This window comes from Roseococcus suduntuyensis, assembly GCF_014196305.1.
Lineage (GTDB): Bacteria > Pseudomonadota > Alphaproteobacteria > Acetobacterales > Acetobacteraceae > Roseococcus > Roseococcus suduntuyensis.
On record NZ_JACIDJ010000008.1, the window covers coordinates 15,289 to 38,974 of the forward strand.

General features: G+C 71.7%; 25 protein-coding genes, 1 tRNA gene and 1 other RNA gene. 19 read left to right on the plus strand and 8 right to left on the minus strand.

The window, feature by feature from the left end:
- The first annotated feature begins 68 nt into the window (after nt 1–68).
- From mlaD to ssrS, 4 genes are all read left to right on the plus strand, one after another.
- A complete protein-coding gene (mlaD, locus tag GGQ83_RS17620; protein WP_184386305.1) occupies nt 69–557 on the plus strand; it encodes an outer membrane lipid asymmetry maintenance protein MlaD in 489 nt (162 codons plus the stop codon).
- Entirely contained in the window at nt 554–772 is a 219-nt protein-coding gene (locus GGQ83_RS17625; RefSeq protein ID WP_184386306.1) for a hypothetical protein, read from the plus strand. Before mlaD ends, GGQ83_RS17625 begins: the two co-directional genes overlap by 4 nt.
- On the plus strand, nt 772–1,137 hold the full coding sequence (locus tag GGQ83_RS17630) for a DUF2155 domain-containing protein (protein WP_184386307.1): 366 nt from the start codon (nt 772–774) through the stop codon (nt 1,135–1,137). Before GGQ83_RS17625 ends, GGQ83_RS17630 begins: the two co-directional genes overlap by 1 nt.
- Before the next feature lie 49 nt (nt 1,138–1,186).
- Nucleotides 1,187–1,344, plus strand: a non-coding RNA gene (gene ssrS, locus GGQ83_RS20450) — 6S RNA.
- Nucleotides 1,345–1,543: 199 nt separating this feature from the next.
- On the opposite strand, the gene GGQ83_RS17635 is transcribed toward ssrS, so the two are convergent.
- Complete coding sequence (locus GGQ83_RS17635; RefSeq protein WP_184386308.1) at nt 1,544–1,906, minus strand: cell division protein ZapA; 363 nt, start codon at nt 1,904–1,906, stop codon at nt 1,544–1,546.
- Nucleotides 1,907–2,060: 154 nt separating this feature from the next.
- Nucleotides 2,061–2,273 (minus strand): hypothetical protein, encoded by a 213-nt coding sequence (locus tag GGQ83_RS17640; protein ID WP_184386309.1) that lies wholly within the window; start codon nt 2,271–2,273, stop codon nt 2,061–2,063.
- 107 nt (nt 2,274–2,380) lie between these two features.
- On the opposite strand from GGQ83_RS17640, the gene GGQ83_RS17645 reads away from it, so the two are divergent.
- Complete coding sequence (locus tag GGQ83_RS17645; protein WP_184386310.1) at nt 2,381–2,812, plus strand: hypothetical protein; 432 nt, start codon at nt 2,381–2,383, stop codon at nt 2,810–2,812.
- 40 nt (nt 2,813–2,852) lie between these two features.
- Complete coding sequence (locus tag GGQ83_RS17650) at nt 2,853–3,773, plus strand: class I fructose-bisphosphate aldolase (protein WP_184386311.1); 921 nt, start codon at nt 2,853–2,855, stop codon at nt 3,771–3,773.
- A gap of 59 nt (nt 3,774–3,832) precedes the next feature.
- Here GGQ83_RS17650 and GGQ83_RS17655 read toward each other — a convergent pair whose 3' ends face one another.
- Nucleotides 3,833–4,804, minus strand: a complete 972-nt coding sequence (locus GGQ83_RS17655; protein WP_242535209.1) for a Bug family tripartite tricarboxylate transporter substrate binding protein — start codon at nt 4,802–4,804, stop codon at nt 3,833–3,835.
- Between the two features lie 122 nt (nt 4,805–4,926).
- Here GGQ83_RS17655 and GGQ83_RS17660 point away from each other — a divergent pair, with 122 nt between their 5' ends.
- The 6 genes from GGQ83_RS17660 (at nt 4,927) to GGQ83_RS17685 (ending at nt 10,809) form a co-directional block, all read left to right on the plus strand.
- A complete protein-coding gene (locus tag GGQ83_RS17660) occupies nt 4,927–5,640 on the plus strand; it encodes a sulfite exporter TauE/SafE family protein (protein ID WP_184386313.1) in 714 nt (237 codons plus the stop codon).
- Nucleotides 5,641–5,706: 66 nt separating this feature from the next.
- Nucleotides 5,707–7,689 carry a methyl-accepting chemotaxis protein gene (locus GGQ83_RS17665; RefSeq protein WP_184386314.1) on the plus strand — a complete coding sequence of 661 codons (1,983 nt, stop codon included), beginning with the start codon at nt 5,707–5,709 and terminating at the stop codon, nt 7,687–7,689.
- Between the two features lie 51 nt (nt 7,690–7,740).
- On the plus strand, nt 7,741–8,403 hold the full coding sequence (gene thiE, locus GGQ83_RS17670; protein WP_184386315.1) for a thiamine phosphate synthase: 663 nt from the start codon (nt 7,741–7,743) through the stop codon (nt 8,401–8,403).
- Nucleotides 8,393–9,262, plus strand: coding sequence for a PhzF family phenazine biosynthesis protein (locus GGQ83_RS17675; protein ID WP_184386316.1), 870 nt, complete (start codon nt 8,393–8,395; stop codon nt 9,260–9,262). Before thiE ends, GGQ83_RS17675 begins: the two co-directional genes overlap by 11 nt.
- A complete protein-coding gene (locus GGQ83_RS17680; RefSeq protein WP_184386317.1) occupies nt 9,262–9,975 on the plus strand; it encodes an FkbM family methyltransferase in 714 nt (237 codons plus the stop codon). Before GGQ83_RS17675 ends, GGQ83_RS17680 begins: the two co-directional genes overlap by 1 nt.
- A 216-nt stretch (nt 9,976–10,191) precedes the next feature.
- Entirely contained in the window at nt 10,192–10,809 is a 618-nt protein-coding gene (locus tag GGQ83_RS17685; protein WP_242535210.1) for a carbonic anhydrase, read from the plus strand.
- Between the two features lie 22 nt (nt 10,810–10,831).
- On the opposite strand, the gene GGQ83_RS17690 is transcribed toward GGQ83_RS17685, so the two are convergent.
- Entirely contained in the window at nt 10,832–11,281 is a 450-nt protein-coding gene (locus tag GGQ83_RS17690) for a c-type cytochrome (protein ID WP_184386319.1), read from the minus strand.
- An 89-nt stretch (nt 11,282–11,370) separates the two neighbouring features.
- On the opposite strand from GGQ83_RS17690, the gene GGQ83_RS17695 reads away from it, so the two are divergent.
- Nucleotides 11,371–11,447: transfer RNA gene (locus tag GGQ83_RS17695), tRNA-Pro, on the plus strand.
- Between the two features lie 20 nt (nt 11,448–11,467).
- Here GGQ83_RS17695 and GGQ83_RS17700 read toward each other — a convergent pair.
- Nucleotides 11,468–12,886: an exopolysaccharide biosynthesis polyprenyl glycosylphosphotransferase gene (locus tag GGQ83_RS17700; RefSeq protein WP_184386320.1), complete on the minus strand. Its 1,419-nt coding sequence runs from the start codon at nt 12,884–12,886 to the stop codon at nt 11,468–11,470.
- Nucleotides 12,887–13,160: 274 nt separating this feature from the next.
- Here GGQ83_RS17700 and GGQ83_RS17705 point away from each other — a divergent pair, with 274 nt between their 5' ends.
- The 5 genes from GGQ83_RS17705 to GGQ83_RS17725 all read left to right on the plus strand — a co-directional run bounded on the left by GGQ83_RS17705 (nt 13,161) and on the right by GGQ83_RS17725 (nt 18,772).
- A complete protein-coding gene (locus GGQ83_RS17705) occupies nt 13,161–15,005 on the plus strand; it encodes a hypothetical protein (protein WP_184386321.1) in 1,845 nt (614 codons plus the stop codon).
- Nucleotides 15,002–15,703 (plus strand): polysaccharide biosynthesis/export family protein, encoded by a 702-nt coding sequence (locus GGQ83_RS17710; RefSeq protein WP_184386322.1) that lies wholly within the window; start codon nt 15,002–15,004, stop codon nt 15,701–15,703. Before GGQ83_RS17705 ends, GGQ83_RS17710 begins: the two co-directional genes overlap by 4 nt.
- Nucleotides 15,700–16,443 carry a WecB/TagA/CpsF family glycosyltransferase gene (locus GGQ83_RS17715; protein WP_242535211.1) on the plus strand — a complete coding sequence of 248 codons (744 nt, stop codon included), beginning with the start codon at nt 15,700–15,702 and terminating at the stop codon, nt 16,441–16,443. The genes GGQ83_RS17710 and GGQ83_RS17715 overlap by 4 nt, the downstream gene beginning before the upstream one ends.
- Nucleotides 16,444–16,552: 109 nt before the next feature.
- A complete protein-coding gene (locus tag GGQ83_RS17720; RefSeq protein WP_184386323.1) occupies nt 16,553–17,206 on the plus strand; it encodes a hypothetical protein in 654 nt (217 codons plus the stop codon).
- 3 nt (nt 17,207–17,209) lie between these two features.
- Nucleotides 17,210–18,772, plus strand: a complete 1,563-nt coding sequence (locus tag GGQ83_RS17725; RefSeq protein WP_184386324.1) for a DUF456 domain-containing protein — start codon at nt 17,210–17,212, stop codon at nt 18,770–18,772.
- 25 nt (nt 18,773–18,797) lie between these two features.
- On the opposite strand, the gene GGQ83_RS17730 is transcribed toward GGQ83_RS17725, so the two are convergent.
- The 3 genes from GGQ83_RS17730 to GGQ83_RS17740 all read right to left on the minus strand — a co-directional run bounded on the left by GGQ83_RS17730 (nt 18,798) and on the right by GGQ83_RS17740 (nt 21,938).
- Complete coding sequence (locus GGQ83_RS17730; RefSeq protein ID WP_184386325.1) at nt 18,798–20,294, minus strand: tripartite tricarboxylate transporter permease; 1,497 nt, start codon at nt 20,292–20,294, stop codon at nt 18,798–18,800.
- 89 nt (nt 20,295–20,383) lie between these two features.
- Nucleotides 20,384–20,926, minus strand: coding sequence for a tripartite tricarboxylate transporter TctB family protein (locus tag GGQ83_RS17735; protein ID WP_184386326.1), 543 nt, complete (start codon nt 20,924–20,926; stop codon nt 20,384–20,386).
- A 4-nt stretch (nt 20,927–20,930) separates the two neighbouring features.
- Nucleotides 20,931–21,938 (minus strand): Bug family tripartite tricarboxylate transporter substrate binding protein, encoded by a 1,008-nt coding sequence (locus GGQ83_RS17740; protein WP_184386327.1) that lies wholly within the window; start codon nt 21,936–21,938, stop codon nt 20,931–20,933.
- 198 nt (nt 21,939–22,136) lie between these two features.
- Here GGQ83_RS17740 and GGQ83_RS17745 point away from each other — a divergent pair, with 198 nt between their 5' ends.
- A complete protein-coding gene (locus tag GGQ83_RS17745; RefSeq protein ID WP_311728623.1) occupies nt 22,137–23,642 on the plus strand; it encodes an acyl--CoA ligase in 1,506 nt (501 codons plus the stop codon).
- Nucleotides 23,643–23,686 lie beyond the last annotated feature (44 nt).

The following is a 23,686-nucleotide window of genomic DNA, read 5'->3' on the forward strand; positions in this document are numbered from 1 at the left end:
TGGGCGGCGTCGGGCGGTTTCGCCCGCATAAGGGTCGGGCATCTCCGCCCCGCATAAGGAATGATCGCATGAAGGCCCAAAGACTGGCCGAGATCGCGACGGGTGCCGTCGTCATCGCCGTGGCCGTGTTCTTCCTGGCCTATGCCGTCGTGCAAGGCGGCCGCGCCACCGCCGCCGGCGGCGGCCTGGTGCTGACCGCCGCCTTCGACCGCGTGGACGGCCTGAACAATGGCGCCGATGTCCGCATCGGCGGCGTGCGCGTGGGCTCCGTCACCGAGATGCGGATAGACCCGCGCACCTTCCTGGCGGAAATCACCCTCAACGTGCGCTCCGACCTGCAATTGCCGCGCGATTCCTCGGCCGAGATCCAGTCGGAATCGCTGCTGGGCGGCCGCTATATCGCCATCGTGCCGGGCGGGGCGGAGCAGGTGCTGGCCAGTGGCGGGCGCATCACCGACACCCAGGGCTCGATCAGCCTGGAAAGCCTGCTGGGCCGCTTCATCTTTTCCGTGACCCAGATGAATCCCGGCGGCGAGGCCGCACCGGCCCCTCGATGACCGGCCTGCCCGCCATCTGGCCCGGGGCCGATGGGCAGCCCATCGCATGTCGGGAGAAGCTGAAGGTCCTGGCGGAAAACCACGAAGAGGCGGCCCAGATCCTGCAGGACACCTTCGAGGACGCACTGCTCATGGGCGTGGACGAGGCCGCGATGCGTGACATCCTGGCCGGGCTGGTGGCCGGGCTGCGCAGCCCGAAAGGGCGGGGGGCGTGATGCGCCGTCTCTTCCTGGCGGCCCTGCTAGCGCTCGTGCTGCCCACGCTTGCTCAGGCGCAGGGCTGGGTCGAGCGCCGCACGGCCGAACTCCAGGCGCTGGACAAGGTGACGGCGCGCATCTCCGTGATCCGGGCCACGCTGGGCGAGCCGATGCAGTTCGGCACGCTGACCATCACGCTGCGCGCCTGCCATGCCCGCCCGCCCGATGAGGTGCCCGATGCCGCCGCCTGGCTCGAAATCACCGATTCGCTCAGCCCGCCCAACAGCGGCCCGATTTTCCGGGGCTGGCTCTTCGCCGCGACCCCCGCGGTGAACATGCTCGAACATCCGGTCTATGACCTGCGCGTGCTGAGCTGCCGCTGAGGCGGCCCGCCCCCTTGTTCTTCACGCGCCGCAGGGCCAATTTGATCTGGCGAGGCTGCCCGGTGCGTCAGGTTCAGACATCCCCAGGGCCAATACGCAACTCCCGGGAACTGGCGCTGGCCGAACCGTGGTTCGGCTATCTGGTGCCCACCTGCTTATGGCAGGCCTTGGGAGGATGCAGACGCCAACGGCCAGGGCGGCTTCGCGCTAAACCCGGTTCAGCCGCAAAGCGGCTGAACCGGGTTTAGCTTTTTTATGCCCTCAAACGCCGGGCGCCGCCTCCGGCGGCTTGGCTTCCGCGCCTTGCACTGATGCTCTGGGTTCAATTGTCGGTCTGGGCGCGCCGGCCGCCTTGCGGCCGGAGCGTGGGCAGGCGGTGCCGGGAGGGATCGGGGCGCCTGTGCCCTCACTCGTTCTCCAGGTTCTGCGCGATGCCCTCGATCCGCTCCGCGATCCGCGTCAGCCGCTCGGCCAGCATCGGATCCTGCTCCTGCGGGGGCAACTGGATCAGGCCGGGGGGCTGGGCCTGGTTCTGGGCCACCTCGCGGCGCAGGCGCAGCAAATCCATCCGCAGGTCATTCGCTTCATCCGCGAAGAGCAGCGCCACATGCAGCAGCATCCGCGATTCGCTGAGCTGCCCGCCCATGGAGCGGATCAGCCGCACCTTCTCCTCGATCTGCGCGATCAGGTCCTGGACATGGCCTTCCTCGCCATCCTTGCAGCCGATGGTGTGGCTGTAGCCATTCACCCGGACATTCACCTGGCCCATCGGACCCTCCATGCTGCTGGCGGCCCTGGGCGGGGCCGCGTGCTTCTCGCCGTTTAGAGCGGGATGCGTTGAGGTGGAATCACCGAAAACGCGGAAGCCCGCTTTCAGCAAGGGCTGGAGCAGGCTGTGTGAACGCGGGTGAACGCCGCATGCTCTAGCCTTCCGGCTCGTCCAGCGCCCCGCGGAGCCGGACCAGCGTGTCGTCCAGCTGGGCCGAAAGCGCTTCCAGCTCCGCGCGCGGGACCGTGCCTTCCGTCTCCGCCTCGCGCAGCCGGGCGGCGCGCCACGTCTCCAGCGCGCTGGCCAGCCGTTCCACCGCGGCTTCAAGTCGTTCGGCCGCCAGCATGTTCACGTCCTTCGCGGCCAAGCCCGTCTCTCCACGCCCATGCCCCGCCGGATTGGATGCCGCTCCGTGGGAAAGCCCTTGCGGAAAGCGTTGACATGCCAGGGAAGCAGGGTCAACCGCGTTGCAGCATGCTCCCCCCCGCGGCCCCTTCCCCCTGCGTCATCATCCACGGCGCGCCTGAGCTGGCCGCCGTGCTGGCCCTCGCGGGGGACAGGCCGCCCCGGCTGCTCTCGGCGCCCGGGGCCGCCGCCTGGTGGGGGGTGGAGGGGTTCCGCGCGCTGCTGGTGGCGCATGACGCGCTGCCGCTGGGCATTCTCGACGCGGCCGATGCGCCGGGCCACGCGCTGGCCGCCCTCCGCGCCGGCTTCCAGGCCGTGGTGCTTTCCCCCGCTGTGCCGGTCTTCCCGGCCCTGGCCGCGCTCTTCGCGGGGCAGGGGGTGACGCTGCTGCCCGAGGCCCCACCGGCGCTCGACCTCGCCCGGGTGCAGCTGCACAAGCCGCAGGGCCAGAGGCACCTCGCGCGATGGCTCGGGCTTCCCCGCACACCTGATCTGGCCTAACACCCGGCAAACAGGCCGATTGCCCCCGAAAGGACATGCGATGAAGCTGACCCCGCAGGTGAAGAAGATCCTCTCCTGGTATGAGAGCGACAACCCCGGCACCAAGGCGAACCTCGCCCGCATCCTGATGACGGGCCGCCTGCGCGGCACCGGTCGCATGGTGATCCTGCCGGTGGACCAGGGCTTCGAGCACGGCCCGGCCCGCAGCTTCGCCTCGAACGCCGCCGCCTATGACCCGCACTACCTGTTCGACCTGGCCATCGACGCGGGTCTGAACGCCTATGCCGCGCCGCTGGGCATGATCGAGGCCGGTGCGGCCACCTATGCCGGCTGCATCCCCACCATCCTGAAGGTGAACAGCAGCAACAGCCTCTCCACCACCAAGGACCAGGCCGTGACCGGCACGGTGGCGGACGCGCTGCGCCTCGGCTGCTCGGCCATCGGCTTCACCATCTACCCGGGCAGCGAATACCAGTTCGAGATGATGGAAGAGCTGCGCGAGCTGGCCGCCGAGGCCAAGGATGCCGGCCTCGCCGTCGTCGTGTGGTCCTATCCGCGCGGCCCGATGCTGGACAAGGTCGGCGAAACCGCGCTCGACATCTGCGCCTATGCCGCGCACATGGCGGCGCTGATGGGCGCGCACATCATCAAGGTGAAGCCGCCCACCGACGCCGTGTTCCTCGACGCCGCCAAGAAGACCTACAAGGACTTCCCGGTGGAGGTCTCGGACGGCGCGGCCCGCATCGCCCACATCGTGAAGGCCTGCTTCAACGGCCGGCGCCTCGTGGTGTTCTCGGGCGGCGAGACGGCGGGCGCCGACAGCCTGCTGGCCTCGGCCCGCGCCATTCATGGCGGCGGCGGCAATGGCTCCATCGTGGGCCGCAACGCCTTCCAGCGCCCGCGCGAGGAAGCGCTGAAGCTGCTGTCCGACATGATCGACATCTACCGCGGCAAGGCCTGATCCAAGGCCGGGCCAAAGGTAGGGGGGGCGCGGGTTCCGCGCCCCCTTTTTCGTGCGCGCTACTCAATGCGGATATTCGCCTCCTGCACCAGCCTTCCCATGGCGGTGCGGCCCTCGGTGACGAAGCGGGCGAATTCGGCGGGGCTGCTGCCCAGCGGCACGGCGCCGATCTGCGCGAGGCGCTGCGCCACCTCGGCATCCTCCAGCGCGTGGCGCAGCGCGGCATGGATGGCGGCGATGGCGGGCTCGGGCGTGCCGGCGGGCGCGAAGAGGCCCGTCCATTCCGACAGTTCCACGCCCTGGATGCCCAGTTCGGCGAAGGTGGCCAGTTCCGGCGCAAGTGCGACGCGCTGCGGCGCGGACAGGGCGATGAACCGCGCCCGCCCGCTCTCCACGATGGGCTTGGCCGAGAGCAGGGTGATGAACACGCCATCCAGCGTGCCGCCCGCCAGGTCCCGCGCCGCCGCGGCGCCGCCGCGATAGGCCACATGGGTCAGTTCCACCCCGGCCGCGCGCGAGAGCATGGCGAGCCCCAGATGCCCCGCCGTCGCATTGCCCTGGGTGCCGATGTTCAGCGGCTGGCGGCGGGCCAGCGCCACGAATTCCTCCAGCGTCCGCACCGGCAGGTCCGCCTTCACGGCCAGCACCTGCGGGAAGGTCACGACCTGCGAGATGGGCGTGAAGGCCGTGTTGTAGTTGAAGGGCAGCCCCTGCAGCAGCGAGGGGTTCACGATATGGCTGGAGGCGTCCATCAGCAGCGTCTGGCCATCGGCCGTGGCACGCGCCACTTCGCCCGCGCCCAGCGAGCCGCCGGCACCGGTGCGGTTCTCGACCGCGATGGGCTGGCCCAGGCGCTCGCCCATGCGGGGGCCGAGGGTGCGGGTGCTGCTGTCGGCCGCGCCGCCGGCCGCGAAGGGCACGATCATGCGGATGGGGCGGTTCGGGCTCCAGCCGGACGTCGAACCCTGGGCGCTGGCCGTGCCGGCGGCCAGCAGGGCGGGCAGGGCGAGGGAAAGGCGGCGGGTCAGCATGGGTGTCCTCCCGTTCATGCAAGGCATTGCAAGCCAGAAAGCCGCGCGGCCCCGCCCCGTCAAGCCGCATCGCTTCGCCGCCCGCTGAAACCGCGCCGCGTGTGGCGCTGTAGCAGGGAGGGATGACCGACCTCCTCGCCATCGCCCTCGTCTTTCTCCTCGCCGGCTTCGTGAAGGGGGTGATCGGGCTCGGCCTGCCCACCATCGCCATGGGGTTGCTGGGGCTGATCCTGGGGCCGGCCCAGGCGGCGGCCCTGCTGCTGCTGCCCTCCTTCGTGACGAACATGGTGCAGATGGGGCCGCCCGCCGCGGCGTTTTCCATGGCGCGGCGGCTTTGGCCGATGCTGCTGGGCGTGGTGGTGGGCACCGCGCTGGGTGGCTGGCTTTGGGGTGGCTTCGGCGGGAAGCTCGGTGCCGTTCTGCTGGGCGTGGCCCTCATCGCCTATGGCGCGCTGGGGCTCGTGTCCTGGCGGCCCGCCTGGCCGGCGCGGGCGGGGCTGCCCGTGGGCCTCGCCACCGGCGCGCTGACGGCGGCCACGGGCGTTTTCGTGCTGCCGGCCGTGCCATGGCTGCAGGCCCAAGGGTTGGGGAAGGAGGGGCTGGTGCGGGCGCTGGGCGTCTCCTTCACCGTCTCGACCCTGGCGCTGGGCGGGCTGCTGGGTGGGGCGGGGCTGTTGGAGAGTGGGCTTCTGCTGGCCTCGCTGCTGGCGCTGGCCCCGGCGCTGGCCGGGCAGTGGCTGGGGGCGCGGCTGCGCCATGCCCTGTCCGAGGCGCGCTTCCGGCAGGTCTTTTTCCTGGGGCTGGCGGGGCTGGGGGCGGCGATCGCACTGCACTGATCGCGGCAAAGACCTACGAATTCTTCACCTTCCGGGTGCCAAGCTGGGGCCCGAGGAGAATTTCGCATGCAAAGCTTCGCCCTGTTCCGCTTCAAGAGCCTCGGCACCAGCCTGGCATTGGCCATGACGCTGGTCGCCTTCCTGGCCTGCGCGGGCTTCGCCGCCGTGCTGCTGGTGAACCAGCGCACCTCGCTCGACGAGGACACGGAACGCCGCCTCGCCAGTGCCCGCACCGGCTTCGAGGTGGCGCTGGCCGCCGAATCGCGCGAGGTGCTGACGGCCTCCGAAATCCTGGCCGCGCTGCCGGCCGTCACCCAAGCCGTTGTGGCGCGCGACCGCGACGCCCTGCTGGCCCTGCTGCGCGACGGCCAGGTGGCGGCCCAGGCGCGTGGCCAGCGGCTGAACGTGCATCTGCCGCCCGCGGTGAACCTGCTGCGGGTGTGGCGCCCGGAGCAGCATGGCGATGACATCGCCTCCCGCCGCCGCACCATCGTGCAGGCCGCCACCACCGGCCGCAGCGTCGCGGGGCTTGAGGTCGGCGCGGCGGAGGTCTCGCTCTTCGGCGTGGCGCCCATCCGGTCCGGCGGACAGGTGGTGGGCACCATGGACGTGGCGCTGGGCCTGACGCCGGAGGTGCTGGGCCGCCTGCGCGACGCCGCGGGGCTGGATTTCACCCTCTATCGCCGCACGGCCGAGGGCACGGCGCGCATCGGCGGCGGCCTGCCGGGCGCCCCCGAGGGCACGCTGGACGCTGCCGCGCGGCAATCCATCCTGGGCGGTGGCGAGCTGCGACGCGAGGCCCAGGCCGGCGGCCGGGACTTCGCCATCCTGGCCGTGCCGCTGCGCGACTTCGCCGGCCAGCCCATCGGCACGGTGGAATTCGCCTATGACCTCTCCGGGAAGGCGGCCGCCTTCCAGGACGCGCTGCGCTCGGTGGGGCTGACCGCGCTGGTCATGCTGCTGCTGGCCGCCACCGCCGGGTTGCTCTTCGCGCGCGGTCTGAGCCGCCCGCTCAAGGGCATGACGGTGGCGCTGGAAGGCCTGGCGGCGGGCCGGCTGGATGCCAGCGCCGCGGGGGCCGAGCGCCGCGACGAGATCGGTGGCATGGCCCGCGCCTTCGCGAGCCTGCGCGCCGCGCTGGTGGAGGCCGAGCGCCTGAAGGCCGACCAGGCGGCGGCCGAGGCGCGCCTCGCCGCCAGCCGGGCCGAGGCCACCGCCGCCACGGCGGTCGAGGTGGAGGGCTCGCTCTCCGGCGTCACCGGCGCGCTGACCGAGGCCGGCGCGCGGTTGGCCGAGGCGAAGTCGCGGCTGGAGGAAACCTCGCTGCGCTCGGGCGCGGCCAGCCAGGATGCGGCGCAGGGCGCCGGCATGGCGGCCGAGAATGTCCGCGCCGTCGCCGCCGCCGCCGAGGAGCTGGCCGCCTCCACCAGCGAGATCGGCCGCCAGGTGAGCGAGGCCGCGCGGGTGGCCTCCGAAGCCAGCCAGCAATCGCGCGAGACGGACGCCAAGGTGCAGACGCTGACCGAGGCCGCGAGCCGCATCGGCGATGTGGTGCGCCTGATCAACGGCATCGCGGGCCAGACCAACCTGCTGGCGCTGAACGCCACCATCGAGGCCGCGCGCGCCGGCGATGCCGGCAAGGGCTTCGCCGTGGTGGCGAGCGAGGTGAAGAACCTGGCCGGCCAGACCGCCCGCGCCACGGAGGAGATCGGTGGGCAGATCACCGCCATGCAGGCCGCGATGGAGGCCGCGGTTGCCGCCGTGGCCGACATCGCCAGCACCATCCAGCGGCTGGACGGGATCACCACCGCCATCGCGGGCGCCGTGGAGGAGCAGGGCAGCGCCACGCGCGAGATCGCGCGCTCGGTGCAGGAAGCGGCGGTGGGCACGTCGCTCGCCTCCACCGCGGCGGAGCGCGTGGCTGGCGAGGTGGATGCCGCGCGCGGCGCCGTGGAGGGTGTGGGCGAGGCCATCGGCGTCATCGGCGAACAGTCGGGACGGCTGGACGCCGAGGTGGGGGCGCTGGTGCGGCGGCTGCGGGCCGCATAGCTCCACCATCCGGTGCTTGCCGCGCCGGGCGGCAGGCGCCACACAGGCGGCATGGATGATCGCTGCCGCCTCTATCTCATCACCCCGCCGCGCCTCGATGCGGGCTTCGAGGCACGGCTGGAAGCGGCGCTGGAGGGGGGCGACGTGGCCTGCCTCCAGCTGCGGCTGAAGGATGCCCCGCGCGAGGAGATCATCCACTGGACGCGCCGCCTCATGCCCATCGCCCAGGCGCGGGACGTGGCCTTCCTGCTCAACGACGACGCGCCGCTGGCGGCCGAACTGGGCTGCGACGGCGCGCATCTGGGCCAGTCCGACGGCGACCATGCGGGGGCGCGGACGCTGCTCTCGGGGCGCATCCTGGGCATCACCTGCCATGCCTCACGCCACCTCGCCATGACGGCTGGCGAGATGGGCGCGGACTACGTGGCCTTCGGCGCCTTCTTCCCCACCAGCACGAAGGAGACGCAGCATGTGGCCGACCTCGAACTGCTGTCCTGGTGGAGCTCGGTGATGGAAATCCCCGCTGTCGCCATCGGGGGCATCACGGCGGAGAATTGTGCGCCGCTGGTCCAGGCGGGGGCGGATTTCCTGGCCGTGGTGGGCGCGGTGTGGAACCACCCGGAAGGCCCGGCGGCGGGCGTGGCCGCGATGAACGCCGCCATCGCCGCCGCCCTGGCTGCCCCCCGGGCCGAGACCCCCGCCCATGGAACTTGAGTACGAAACGGCCGACGTCTTCACCACCACCCGCTTCGGCGGCAACCCGCTGGCCGTGGTGCATGGCGCCGAGGCGCTGGACGGCCAGCGCATGCAGGCCATCGCGCGGGAATTCAACCTGTCCGAGACGGTGTTCGTCCTGCCCTCGGGTGTCGCCGATGCGCGGCTGCGCATCTTCACCCCGGGGCAGGAGGTGCCCTTCGCGGGCCACCCCAATGTGGGTACGGCGGTGCTGCTGGCCCGACGCATGCCGGGCGCACCGGCCATGCTGCGGCTGGAGCAGGAGGCCGGCCTCGTCACCGCCTGGATCAGCCGCAACGCCGCCGGCACGCCCACCGCGGCCGAGATCGAGGCGCCGCTGCCCCTCCAGCTCGGCGCCAATCTCGACCCCGCCGAGGTGGCCCTCTGCGCCGGCCTGCCGCCAGGTGCCATTCACATGAACGGCCACCCGCCCATCGAGGCCGGCTGTGGCCTGCCCTTCGCCATTGCGGAGGTGGAGGATGTGGCGACCCTCGCCACCGCCACGCCCGACACCGCGGCTTTCCGCCGCCATCTCTCCCGCACCGGCGCGCTGCTGCTGCACGCGCCGCTGGGCCTGGGCCGGCGCCGCGTGCGGATGTTCTCCCCGCTGGACGGCATCGGCGAGGACCCGGCCACGGGCAGCGCCAATTGTGCGTTGGCAGGGCTGCTGCTGGCCGTGGCGGGCGGCAGCGTGCTGAACCTGGAGGTGGAGCAGGGCATCGAGATGGGTCGCCCCAGCCTGCTGCACCTGGCGGCCCGGCGCGACGCGGACGGCGCCATTCGCGTGCGCGTGGGTGGCGGGGTGGTGCCCGTGGCGCGCGGCACCATCTGGGTGTGATGGAGGAGATCGATTTCTTCCGGGCGCTGCACCGGCCCGGCACCATCCTCGACATCGGCGCCCATGACGGGCTGCTGACGGCACCGCTCGCGGAACTGCCCGGCGCCCACGTCATCGCCTTCGAACCCCTGCCGAGTGCCATGGCCCGTCTGCGCAACCGGCTCGGCGCCCATCCGCGCGTCACCTTGCGCCCCGAGGCGCTGGGCGCCACCCATGGCGAGGCCACGCTGACACTGCCCGTGGTGGCGGGCGAGGCGGCGGAGCAATGGGCGAGCCTCGCCAAGACCTATGCGGGCCATGCCGGCGTCACCACTTTGCGCCATCCCGTCACGGTCCTGCCGCTGGACGCGCTCGAGCTGACCGACGTCACCGCCATCAAGCTCGATGCCGAGGGGTATGAGGAGGAAGTGCTGCAAGGCGGCCGCGAGACGCTGCGCCGTTGCCGGCCGGTGCTCTCGGTCGAGATCGAAGAACGCCACCGCCCGGGCAGCACCGTGGCCGTGCCGGCGCTGCTGGCCGAGCTGGGCTATTCCGCCTGGTTCTGGCATGCCGGCCGCCTGCACCCCTTCGCGGCCTTCGACGCGGCCACCATGCAGGTGGCCAGCCCCGACCCCAGCGTCTTCGCCGCCTCCGACCCCTACATCTTCACCTTCTTCTTCCTGCCCGACGGGGAGGGGCCACGGCAACTCGCCATGGCGGGGTTCGACAGATGAAGCCCGGAACAACTCGCTAAAGAGGTGAAGACACCAATCTGAAATGGAATATATCTGTCGATTTACCTTGTGGAATTGGCTCCTGACATTTGAAATATCTGGAGACAACAAGGGAGGAACGACATGTGCACCTTATGCGATGATCCGCGGATGGCGCGGCGGGCGATGTTTGCGGGCGGGGCGGGCTTGCTCGCGAGTTCTCTTGTCGCGCCGGCTATGGCGCAGGGAAGTGCGGCCGCGCCGGCGACCCCCGACGCCGCCTTGCAGGCCCTGGTGGAGGGCAATGCGCGCTATGCCGCCGACCAGCCCCGCCAGCGCGACTTTTCCGCGCGCCGCGTCGCCCTTGCCCAGGGGCAGTCGCCCTTCGCGGCGGTGCTGGGCTGCGCGGATTCGCGCGTCGCGCCGGAACTGGCCTTCGACCAGAATCCCGGCGACCTCTTCGTGGTGCGCGTCGCGGGCAATTTCGTGACGACGGAGGGGATGGGAAGCCTCGAATTCGGCGCCGCAGTGCTCGGGACGAAGCTGATCCTGGTCCTGGGCCATACGAGCTGCGGGGCGGTCAATGCCACCGTGGATGCGCTGCGCCAGGGCAGCAACGCCCTGCCCGGCAACATCGCCGGCCTGGTCACGGCCATGAAGCCGGGCATCGAGCCCGCGATGGCGGGGCCTGGCGGCGATGAGCTGACGCGCCGCGCCCTCGTCTCCAACGTCCGGCACAATGTGCGGGCGCTGGAGACGGCCTCGCCCATCCTGATGGGGCTGATCGCGCGGCGCGAACTCGCGGTGCGGGGCGGCATCTATGACCTCGCCACCGGGCGGGTCGAGCTGGTCTGAGGTCCCGCACCCCTTCCGTGCGCTACCGCGCGCGGAAGGGCCTATGGCAATCGCCGCAGGCGGCGCCGGTGGCCTGCACGGCGGCCGCGAAGGCCCGCGCGTCGCCCGACTGGGCGGCGGTGTTCAACGCTTCCAGCCGGGGGCCGAGTGCGGCGGCGACGCGCTCGAAATTGGCGCGGTCCGTCCAGATCTCGGGCAGGGCGCGGGTGTCGAGCCCCGCGGTCCCGCGCGCCGTGCCGGCCGGGAAGCGGTCGGGAAAGTTCACGAAGAAGGCCTGCACGGCGGCCACCCGTTCGGCGGCCGGGCGAGGGTCGCTGCCCGCGCGCGCGATGGCGGCCATGGCCTCCATATGGGCGCCCACGGCGCGCAGCCCGTCGCGGCGCTCCTGGACGATCTGGGCGGGGTTGGTCTGCGCCGCGGCGGTGCCCAGCAGGGCCAGCAGGCCGAGACCGATGAGGAGTGGCTTTGACATTCGGCTGTCGCTCACAGGTTGAGGCTTTTTCATTGCACACCCCCGGCTTGCCCGCCAAGCGCCGTAACGTTATGAGACGCGCACGGCGCCGGAGTGTAGCTCAGCCTGGTAGAGCACTGTGTTCGGGACGCAGGGGCCGGAGGTTCGAATCCTCTCACTCCGACCAGCCATTTTCCCGATGGGGCCTCACACATCCCGCCAGTCATGGCGCCGCGCCTCGAAGGCGTCGCGGCCCAGCATGAACACGGCGGCCGTCCGCGCCAGGATGCGCAAATCCAGCCAGAGCGACCACTCGGAGAGGTAGGCGAGGTCATGCCCCACCACCTCCCGCGCCATGGCGGGGCCGGCGATGGTGCCTGACAACCCATTGACCTGCGCCCAGCCGGTGATGCCCGGCTTGAGGCGGTGCCGCGCGCCATAGCCGGGCACGATCTCCTCCATGGGCAGGCCCGCCACCTCGATGCCGGGGACGTGCGGGCGGGGGCCCACGAAGCTCATTTCGCCGCGCAGCACGTTGATGACCTGCGGCATCTCGTCGATGCAGGTGGCGCGCAGGAAGGCGCCCACGCGGGTGATGCGCCGGTCGCCCTCGCGCACGCCGCGGCGCCCGTCATCGGCTGGGTCCAGGCGCAGGGTGCGCAGCTTCAGCACCTCGAAGGGCCGGCCGAACTGCCCCACGCGCCGCTGGCGGAACAGCACGGGCCCGGGGCTTTCCAGCCGGATGGCGATGGCGGCCAGGGCCAGGATGGGCAGCACCACCAACGACAGGCCGGCCGCCAGCAGCTTGTCCAGCGCCCCCTTCACCAGGATGGCCGCGCCCGGCACCGGCGCGCGCACGAGGCGCAGCGCCGGTCGGCCGGCGATGAGCGGGCGCGGCGCCCCCTGCGGGGCGGCATTGTCGCCCCCCAGCATGACCATCACGTCGGAGGAGAGCCATTGCACCTGCTGGATCACGCGCAGGATGTCGATGGCGCGGCGCATCGGCAGCGCGATGACGATGACGTCGATGCGCTCGCGCGCCGCGAGCCCGGCCAGCGCCCGCACATCGCCGCGCACCGGCAGGCCATGCAGGGCGGCGGGGCGGCGCGTCGCGTCGCGGTCGTCGAAGATGCCCACCAGGTCGGGCGGCTCGACATTCTCGGGCGCGGTCAGGTCCGCGATCAGCCCTTCCGCCTCCTCGCTGGCGCCGATGATGGCGATGCGCCGCCGCAGCCAACCTTGCCGCACGCCGAACTGCGCGGCGGTGGAGACGAGCAGGCGAGAGGCCATCAGCAGCATGCCCGCGAGCGCCGGCCACAGCACCAGGGCATGGGCGGCCTGGCCCCCCAGCGCGGCCAGGGCCAGCAATACGGCCGCGAGGCCCACCAGCGCCGGATAGGCCATGGCCTCCAGCACGGTCCAGGGCAGGCGCAGCATCTGGCCCAGATGGACGGGGCCAAAGGCGCGCATCAGCAGGAAGGTCATCATCGGCAGGAGGAAGGCGATGAGCGCGCCCTCCAGCGGCGAGAAGGCCAGCGGCGTCGGCCCCGCCCGCATCCAGACGAGGCCGGCGAGGGCCAGGGCCAGCAGGTCGGCCAGCCCCGTCGCCTGGCGCAGCAGCGCCACCGGCGAGGCGCTGCCGGCCGCGGGTGGCGCGGCGATGCCGGTCGCGGACAGGATTTCGGACAGTTGACCCTCCCCGCGGCCTTGACCTCAACTGAAGGATAGCGCGCTTGGCCCAAAGGAACAGCCTTCCTGCGTGGCGGGGTGCGGCCAATGCTTGTCCGGTGCCCCCGCGCGGCATAAACTCGACGTAACGGAAGGAGGCGCTTCGCCAGGCTTTCGTTGCACTGCCCGCCATGGCCCTGATGGCCGGCATCCTTTGCTGGGGACATCGCGCTTGGCCACCCTGCGGATCGATACCCCTGGCTTCATCCCCCCGCCCTCGGCGGGATGGTCGCGCCGCCATGGCTGGTGGGCGACGGCGCGCTGGCGCGCCCCCTGGATTCTGGCCGCGCTGCTGCTTCCCCCGGCGCTGGCCCTTCTTCTCGCCGCGCGCGTGCCGCCCATGCACGAGGCCGAGATGCTGCTGCGCCTGGACGCGCCGCAGGCCGCCCTGGCCGAGGCCGCCCTGCTGCGCGAGCAGGCGCCGCGCGTGACCGACGCGTCCGCCGGCCCGCCGCGCATGGAGATCCTGGCGGAGGGGCGGGTGTTGCGCCTCGTCCTGCCGCACCCAGACGCCCGCGCCGCCACGGCGCAGGTCGAGGCACTGGTGCGCGCCTGGCTCGCGGCGCGGGAGGCGTTCTGGTCCGATGCCGAGGCCACGCGCCTCGCCGCGCGCCTCGCCGCCCTGGAGGAGGAGCTGCGCACCACCGCCGCCCGCCTGGGCGCGCTGGATCTGGCGCAGGAGGCCGCTGCCGCCATCGCCCACCGCCAGCGCCTGGCCGAGCGGCTGGACGCCCTGGCTGCCGAGCGCGCCGCCGCCATGGGCCGGCTTGCCGCCGCCGAGGCCGCGCTGGCCGCCCAGCCCGGCCGCGTGCTGGGTGCCATCGAGCGCAGCAACGCCCCCCTGGTGGAAGAACCCCGCACCCTGCTGACGCGCCTGCTGGCCGAGCGCGCCCGGATGCGCGCCCAATACCAGCGCGACGCGCCCATGCTGACGGAGCTGGAGGCGCGCATCGCGGACGCCCGCCGCGCCCTGTCCCAGGCGAGCAGCCAGCGCGTCGAGACCTCGCGCGAGGAACGCAACCCCCTGTTGGACGGGCTGGCGGGCCAGGCGTTCGACGCCCGCATCACCCGGGATGCCCTGGTCCAGGAGATCGCCGAGACCTCCCGCCTTCGCGCCGAGGCGGAGGCGCGCGCGGCCGCCCTGCTGGCGGCCCTGGAACCGGGCCGCGAGCGCGCCGCCCTGGCCGCGCGCCTGGCCGCCCGCCCCGTGCAGCAGGCGGCCCCGGTGGGCGTGCCCGAGGCCGCGAGCCTGCGCCCCGGCACCACCCATCCCGGCCCCGCCTGGGTCGCGGCCGGCGCGGGCGCTGGGCTGGCGCTGGCCCTGCTGCTGGGCGCGCTGCTGACCCGCTGGCGCACCGTCTTCCTGCACCCGGCCGAGGCCGAGCGCGGGACCGGTCTGGCTGGCCTGGGCGCCATGCCCGCGCGCGGCGGGGCCGGCACGCCGCCGGCCATCGCGAGCCTCGCCGTGCAATTGCTGGACAGCGCGCCGCCCGGCCACGCGCAGATGGTGCAGTTCCTCGGCACCGCGACCGAGGATGGACGGGACGCCGCCGCCCGCGCCCTGGCGGTGGAGCTGGCGCGCGGGCATGGGCTGTCGGTGGCGCTGATCGACCTGGACGGCGATGGCCGCCGGCACCTGGCCACCCTGGGCGACCCCGCGCAGCCGCCCATTCCCTCGCCCGAGGGCGTCTTCGCCCATGCGACCGGGGTGCCGCGCCTCTGGGTGACCTACCAGCGGCGCGAGGCCGCGCTGATGACGCCCCACGCGCTGGAAACAGGCGTGCTGCACATGGCCGATCGGCTGCGCACCGCCTTCGACGTCTGCGTGCTGATCGGCGGCGCCGGGATGGACCATTATGCCCGCCGGCGCCTGTCGGTGCTGGTGGATGGCAATATCCTGGTGGTGGGGCGCGGCCGCACGCGCGCGCCGGCGGCGCGCGAGATGATCGGCCAGGTGCAGGCGGGCGGCGGGCGCTTCTTCGGTCTGTTCTGGACGGAAGGCGCGCGCGCGGCATGAGGCGTGCCCTGTTGCTGCTGCCCCTGCTGGCCGCCTGCACCGGGCAGGAAATCCGCGTGCAGCAGCAGCGCCCGGAGGGCTTCACCGCCTGGACCGACGCGCCCCCCGTCTATCGCTTCGGCCCCGGCGACCGCCTGAACGTGCGCTTCCGCCTGACGCCCGAGCTGAACGAGGTGGCGCTGGTGGGGCCGGACGGTACCATCGCGCTCCGCGCCGCCGGGCGGGTGCGGGTGGGGGGTCTTTCGCCCGCCGAGGCCGAGGCCGCCATCGCCGAGGCCTCGCGCCGCCTGCTGCTCAACCCCGAGGTCAGCGTGGCCTTCGACGAAACGGCCGCCAACCAGGTCTTCGTGGGCGGGATGGTGGAGCGTTCCGGCGCCTTCCCGCTGGTGGGGCGGCGCGGCGTGCTGGAGGCCATCATGCTCGCCGGCGGCTTCACCCCCGAGGCGCGGATGAACGAGGTGGTGCTGATCCGCCGCGACCCCGAGAACCGCCCCATGCTCCGCACCGTGAACCTGCAGGGATTCGCCGCGCGGGCCGAGGCCGACGTGCCGCTGTTCCCGGGCGACATCGTCTTCGTCCCGCGCAGCCGCATCGCGGAGGTGGCCAATTTCGTGGACCAGGCCATCAACCGTACGCTGCCCTTCTCGCGGGGGTTCAGCTACACCATCAACCGTGGCGCCACGGCCGGGACGTTTTGACCGACCGGGTGATGCTGGGGGTGATCGGCCTCGCCCCCCTCGATACCGAGGGCGCGCTGGCCGCCATCGCGGCGCGCGACCCGGCCTCTCCCTTCGCCTATGTCGTCACCGCCAATGCCCAGCATTTGGCCCTGCTGGCCGAGCCCGCGCACCCGCTGCGCGCCGCCTATGATGCGGCCTGGCTGCGGCTGAACGACAGCCGTGTGCTGTCCCGCCTGCAACGCTTCGCGACCGGCGAGGGCTTTCCCGTGGCCACCGGCAGCGACCTGACCCGTTTGCTGTTCGAGCGGGTGATCGCGCCCGGGGATGCGCTGGTGCTGGTGGGGGGCGATGCCGCGCTGGCTGAGGCGCTGCGCGCGCGCTTCGGCCTGACGGCGCTGCATTTGCATGTGCCGCCGATGGCTTGGGCGGCGGACCCGGCCGCCGTGCAGGCGGCGCTGGATTTCGTGCGGGCCCACCCGGCGCGCTTCGTCTTCGTCATCACCGGCGCGCCGGCGTCCGAAACCTTCCTCCGGCGCCTTGCCGCCGAACCGGGGCTGACCGGCACAGGCCTCGCCGTCGGCAGCGCGCTGCGCTTCCTGGTGGGGCAGGTGCGGCGCGCGCCGGTGTGGATGCAGCGGTCGGGACTGGAATGGCTGTTTCGCCTGCTGAGCGAACCGCGCCGGCTGTGGCGCCGCTATCTGGTGGACTCCATGCCGGCGGTGGTGATCGCCTTCAGGTTGTGGAGGCGGAATTCATGATGCTTTTTGGTTGCGTGTGGTAAAGTAGAACTTAAGGTGTGCTTCCGGCGGGGGCCGCCAAGGTGGCCGCATTCCCGACCGCCGGTGCTCCCGCGCGAGGGGAAACACCATGACGACTGCGGATATCTTCCTGCGCGACCATGCTGTGGAGGTCGTGGGCTCCGGCGTCAGCCTTGGCCCGACCACCGGCAAGCCCACCATGGTCTTCGACCTGACGGGCGGAGACCTGTTCCTGGGTGGCAACGCGGCCGATGCCGCCATCGCGCTGCGCCGGGCCGATGGCACCACGGCCCTGCACCTCACGACCCATGCGCGCGAACCCGCGCCGGCCAGCGCGCGCATCAGCCTCGACGCGGCGACGGGCAAGGTGGCCCTGGGCGGCAGCGGCGCGCATGGCGTGCTGCATGTGCGCGACAACCGCGGCAACCCGCGCATCGCCATGGGCGCGCTGGCCGGCCAGCGGGAGGAGGACACCACGATCGCCATGGACGGCCTGCTCGGCGCCATCACGCTGGGCGGCAAGGCCATCGACGGAGACCTTTACCTCCGCAACGGGGCCGATACCGTCACTGTCCACATCTCGGGCGGCGTGGACTTCCACACCCGGCCGCGGGCCGATGTGGCCATCCAGGTGGACGGCCACACGGGCAGCGTGACCTGCCGGCGCGTGGTGGTCTCGCGCGACGGGGTGCTGCACGACCTGCTGGCGAAGATCGAGGCGCTGGAGGCCGAGGTGGCCGCCCTCAAGCAGGCGGGGCGCTGAGCGGTGGCGCGCAAGCTCCGCGCCGCGGTGGTGGGCGACAGCGTGATCTGGGGCCAGGGCCACCCCCATCCGGGCAAGCCGCACAACCTGGCCTTCGCCGCGCTGCGCCAAAGCGGCGCACTGGACGTGACGGTGCCCGAGGGCCTGTTCACCGCGCAATCCGGCGCCCAGGCCAGCAATATCGATGGCAACAACGCCTTCGTCCTGGGCCGGGTGCCTTCCGCCGCGGTGGTGCCGCGCAACGCGATCTCTGGCGAAATCCCCTCCGGGGCGCCCTCCGCGCGGGACCAGTTGCGCGCCCTCGCCCCGCGGGCCGAGGAGGTGGAGGTGCTGGTCATGGATGGCGGCGCCAATGACATGGGCTTCCTGACGGCCGGGCTGCCCTTCGACGGGTCGCAGGAAGATGCCGTCGCGGAGGCGACGCGTCACATCGAGGGCGCGGCCCGGCGCCTGGGCATGGACGCGAAGGAGTATTTCTTCTCGGAGCATTTCACGCAGCGGCTCGAATCCGTGACCCTCGCGCTGGCCGATGCGCGGGCGCTGCGGGCACGGCATATCCTCTACACCGGCTATTATCCTGGGCTGAGCCAGGACAGCCGTTCGGACGAGGTGGTGGGCCTGCTCGCGGGGACAGCGGGCGTGTTTCTGGGGTCGTTCCTGCTGGGCCCTGTGGGTCTTGTCGCGGGAGTCTTCCTGGGCATCTCGGCCCGCGAGGAAGCGCGCCAGGCGGCGGCGCAGGTGGAGTTTTTCTACGCCCGCCTGACCTCGGAACTCACGCGGCGCATCGCCGAGCACAACCGCCGCTCCTCAGGGCCCTCGGTCCATTATGTGAACCCGCGCTTCCCGAACGCCCGCGCCATGTACACGCGCGAGCCCTGGGTCTACGAGCCGCCCGGTCCGGGAAACCAAGCGGTGCGGGATGCGCGCATCACCCATTACCGGTCCCGCATGGGTGGCGACCCGCCGGTCAAGCAGCGGCCCACGATCTACAACGCCCACTGGGCGCACCCCAACGAGGCGGGGGCCGCGCAATATGGCCGCCGCATCGCGGAGGAGCTGGACCGCGTCGTGAACTTCTCGCTGCGGCGCGAGGCGGAGCGCATCTCCCGCGAACCCGGCATCCGCGCCCGGCAGGACCGGCTGCTCTTCAGCCGTGCGAACGGGTCGGTGCGTGCCCTGATGCGGATCGCGGTGGTGGAGACGGTCGAGTTCCGCCTGCGGTTCCGGCAGGTTGTCGCCTTTACGACGGTTGGCGGGCCCAACGCCTTCCGCGTGATGTCCTCGACCTTACGCACGGCGGCCGGCGACTTCGGGTCGCGTGCCTTCCGCGCGGCCTCGCGCCCGCGCACTCCCTCGCATCTCGAAGTGCTCTTTGACCTGCGTGGCGTCGCCTACGGCCAGATCGGCCACCTCGACTTCGCCTTCGATGGACAGAACATGGTGTTCGACACCGCGGGCGACCTCGAGTTGTTCGTGAACGGCTATCCCATCTTCTCGGGCAAGGTCGAGGCCCACCAGTGGCGGGCGGATGGGCGTTTCATGCGCTTCCGCCACCCGCTTCCGTGACCCCCCGCCGCGGGTGCGCCCGGCCTCAGGCCGGCTGCATCCGCGGCGCCCAGAGCTTCGACAGCGTCGGGTAGAAAAGCATGACCAGGCCCAGCGTCATGATGCCGCCCACCAGCCAGTTGGAGAAGAACACGGCGAGCGACCCCTCGCTCAGCAGCAGGGACTGGCGGAAGCTCTCCTCCGTGCGGTCGCCCAGCACCAGCGCCAGCACCAGCGGCGCCAGCGGGTAGTCCAGCTTCTTCATCACATAGCCGATGACGCCGAAGATCAGCATCAGCACCACGTCGAACTCGGCCGAGTTCACCGTGTAGGCGCCGATGGCGCACACCATGAGAATGATGGCCGCGATGATGGAGAAGGGCACGCGCAGGATGGCCGCGAACCACGGCACCGCCGCCAGCACGATGATCAGCCCCACGATGTTGCCCAGATACATGGACGCGATCAGCCCCCAGACGAAGTCCTTCTGCTCGACGAAGAGCATGGGCCCCGGCTGCAAGCCCCACATGATGAGGCCGCCCAGCAGCACGGCGGCCGTGGGCGAACCCGGCACGCCGAGGCTCAGCATGGGCAGCAGCGCGGACGTGCCCGCCGCATGCGCCGCCGTCTCCGGCGCCACCACGCCCTCCATGCGGCCGCGCCCGAAGCTGTCCTTGTCCTTCGCCATGCGCCGCGCCACGCCATAGGACATGAAGGAGGCGGGCGTGGCGCCGGCGGGCGTGATGCCCATCCAGCAGCCGATGAGCGAGGAGCGGATGAACAGCGCCCAGTGGCGGGGAAGCTCGGCCCAGGTGCGCAGCACGGTGCCCAGCGTGATGCGCGCGCGGGCCCCCTTGAAGCGCAGCCCCTCCTCGATGGACTGGAAGATTTCGGACAGGCCGAACAGGCCGATGACCACCACCAGGAAATCAATGCCGCGCATCAGCTCCATGGAGCCGAAGGTCATCCGCAACTGGCCCGTGACGCCGTCCATGCCGACGCCCGCCAGCAGGAAGCCGAACATCATCGCCGCCAGCGCCTTGAGCGGCGATCCGCGCGCCAGGCCGATGAAGCAGGCGAAGGAGAGGAACATCACCGCGAAGAATTCCGGCGGGCCGAATTGCAGCGCGAACTGCGCGACCAGCGGTGCGAGGAAGGTGATCATCACCACCGCGACGAAGGCGCCCACGAAGGAGGAGGTGAAGGCCGCCGTCAGCGCCTCGCCGGCCTTGCCTTGCTGCGCCATCGGGTAGCCGTCGAAGGTCGTGGCGACCGACCAGGGCTCGCCCGGGATGTTGAACAGGATGGATGTGATGGCCCCCCCGAACAACGCGCCCCAATAGATGCAGGAGAGGAGGATGATGGCGCTGACCGGCGGCAGGGTGAAGGTGAGCGGCAGCAGGATGGCGATGCCATTGGCCCCCCCCAGCCCCGGCAGCACGCCGATGAGCACGCCGAGCACGATGCCCGCCACCATCAGCAGCACGTTTTCCCATTGGAGCGCGACGGCGAAGCCGTGGCCCAGGAGCTGGATCTCTTCCATGTGGGTTCCCCCGGCGCGCGCCCGTCAGGCCGCGCGCGGGGTGTCCGCGCGCCGGGTGTGGCCGGTCTTGAGGGCGAGGGGAGGCGGGATCAGTAGCCGAGCGCGGTCTCGAGTGGCCCCTTGGGCAGGGCGACCAGGAACCAGATCTCGAAGATGACGAAGGAGACGAGGGCGGCCGCGGCGCCCGACAACATTGAGGTCACCATGCGGAACTCGCCAAAGCGGCGCATGAAATAGGCCACCAGCACGGCCGAGCTGACATAGATGCCCGCCAGCGGGATCACGGCCACATAGATGGCGGTCGGCACGAAGACCTGCGCGACCAGCGCCAACTGCCCCCAGGTGGCGAAGCGCGGCCCCCGCGCCCCGCGCCGGTGGTCGCGCAGCGCCACGACCAGGTTGCCGAGGCTGGCCAGCGCCAGGATGGCGCCGAGCCAGAAGGGGAAGTAGCCCGATTGCGGGCCATCCGTCCCCCAGCCCGCGCCGATGCGAAGGCTGTCCATCATGCCGATGCCGCCCGCCGCCATCAGCACGACGGCGGTGGCGATCTCCATGCCGCGCTGGCTGGGGCCACGCTCGGCCGCTGCCTCGGCGCTGGGGATGAGGACGCTGTCCTGGGTGGTGATGCTCATGGTCTCAGCCCCCCGCCGCCAGGAAGCCCGCTTCCTGCATGAGCGTGCGGTGGCGCTCCTCCTCGCGGCCCAGCCATTCGGAGAAGGGCGCGCCGGTCAGGCTCGTGGTGTTGAAGGCGCCTTGCGCCATCAGCTCGCGCCATTCCGGGGTTTCGGCCACGCGCTCCAGCAGGTTCACCCAGAAGGCGGTCTGGGCGGGGGTGATGCCGGGCGCGCCGAAGATGCCGCGCAGCATCAGGTATTCGACGTCGAGGCCGCTTTCCTTGCAGGTCGGGATGTCCTGCCAGCCCATGGTCTCGGTGATGCGGCCCTCGCCCGGCAGGCGCCGGCTGTCGAAGACGCAGAGCGGGCGCAGCGTGCCGGCGCGCCAATGCGTCACGGCCTCGATCGGGTTGTTCACCGTGCTGTCGATGTGCCGGCCGACCAACTGCGTCGACACCTCGCCGCCGCCCCGGAACGGCACATAGGTGAAGGTGGCGCCCGTGGCGCGCTGCAGGGCGACGGTGATGATCTGGTCTTCCTGGCGCGAGCCGGTGCCGCCCATCCGCAGCCGCCCGGCCTTCGCGGCCTCGACGAACTGGGCCACGTTCTGCCAGGGGCTTTCGGCGTTCACCCAGAGCACGAACTCGTCCAGCGCCATCATCCGGATGGGCGTCAGGTCGCGCCAGGTGAAGGGAATGCCGGTGGACATCGGCGTGGTGAACAGGTTCGACAGGCTGATGATCAGCACATGCGGGTTGCCCCGGCTGTTGCGGGCTTCAAGGAAGCCCTCGGCGCCCGCGCCGCCCGCCTTGTTCACCACCATCAGCGGCCGGTTCATCAGGTTGTGCTTGCTGACGATGCCCTGGATCACGCGCGCCATCTGGTCGGCACCACCGCCCGTGCCGGCGGGCACGATGAACTGCACCGGGCGCTGCGGCTGCCAGGCGGCCTGGGCGAAGGCGGGGGCGGCAAGGGCGGCGGCACCGAGCCCCGCACCCATGGCGGCAAGCTGACGACGGCGAAGCATCATGGTCGGGGCCCTTTCTCGATGGCCCCTTGAAAATGCCGTAAAGTCCGCCCGGTGGAAGGTGTTCGTTTTGCAAAGGTGTCAACTTGGTGTGAAGCAATGAAAATCCTGAAAATCGGCCGTCTCGACTTTTCGCGGTAGTGAAATGATCCCATGCTTTTGGGAGTTTCGATTGGGAACATCGCCTTGGCCATGACATCCGTGACCTCTCTTTCCGCCCTGCTGGCGCGTGGCGCCGCCGAAGCCCCCGCGCTGCGGGCACCCGGCCGCCCGGCCCTGACCCATGGCGCGCTGCGCGACCTCGCCGCCCGCACCGTGGCCACCCTGAACGGGCGCGGCATCGGCCGGGGCGAGCGTGTGGCCATCGTGCTGCCCAACGGGCCCGAGATGGCGGCGGCCTTCCTCTGCATCGCGGCGGGCGCCTGCACCGCGCCCCTCAACCCGGCCTACAAGCAGGATGAGTTCGCCTTCTACCTCGAGGACCTGAAGCCCCGCGCCCTGGTGGTGCAGCGGGGTGTCGAGACCTCCGCCCGCGCCGCCGCCGAGGGACTCGGCATCCCGGTGCTGGAGCTGGTGCCGGGCGAGGCGGCGGGCGACTTCACGCTGGAGGGCGGTACGCCGGGCACCGCCGCCCGCCCCGGCATGGGCGAGGCCGAGGATGGCGCCTTGGTGCTGCACACCTCCGGCACCACGGCGCGGCCCAAGATCGTGCCGCTCAGCCAGCGCAACATCTGCGCCTCGGCCGCGCATATCGGCGCCACGCTGGACCTGACAGAGGCGGATGTGTGCCTCAACATCATGCCTCTGTTCCACATCCATGGGCTGATCGCGGCGGTTCTGTCTTCCGTGGCGGCGGGCGGTGCCGTGGTGTGCACGCCGGGCTTCGACGGGATGCGCTTCTTCCGCCTGCTGGAGGAGGAACGGCCCAGCTGGTACACGGCCGTCCCCACCATGCACCAGGTGATCCTGGCCCGCGCAGAGCGCAACGCGGATGTCATCGCGCGTGTGCCTTTGCGCTTCATCCGTTCGTCCTCGGCCTCGCTGCCGGGGCCGGTGATGGAGGCGATGGAGAAGGCCTTCGGCTGCCCCCTGGTCGAGAGCTACGGCATGACCGAGGCCGCGCACCAGATGGCCTCCAACCCGCTGCGCGGCGCCCGCAAGCCAGGCGCCGTCGGCCTGCCCGCCGGCCCCGAGGTCGCCATCATGGACGAGGACGGCACGCTGCTGCCCCAGGGTGGCATCGGCGAGGTGGTGATCCGCGGCCCCAACGTGACGGCCGGCTATGACAACAACCCTGACGCCAACGCAAAGGCCTTCACCGAGGGCTGGTTCCGCACCGGCGACCAGGGGATGCTCGACGCCGATGGCTACCTGGTGCTGACCGGGCGGCTGAAGGAACTCATCAAGCGCGGCGGCGAGCAGGTGAGCCCGCTGGAGGTGGATGGCGTGCTCTCCGCCCATCCGGCCGTGGCCCAGGCGCTGACCTTCTCCATCCCCCACAAGATGCTGGGCGAGGAGGTGGGCGCCGCCATCGTCCTGCGCGAGGGCGCCGAGGTGAGCGAGCGCGATCTGCGCGACTTCGCCGCCCGCCAGCTTGCGGACTTCAAGGTTCCCCGCAAGATCGTCTTCCTGCCGGAGATTCCCAAGGGCGCCACGGGCAAGCTCATGCGGATCGGCCTGGCGGAGAAGCTGGGGGTGACGGCTTGATGCACGCCCTGGGTCGCGGAGCGGCGGAGCAGCGGAGCGTGAAT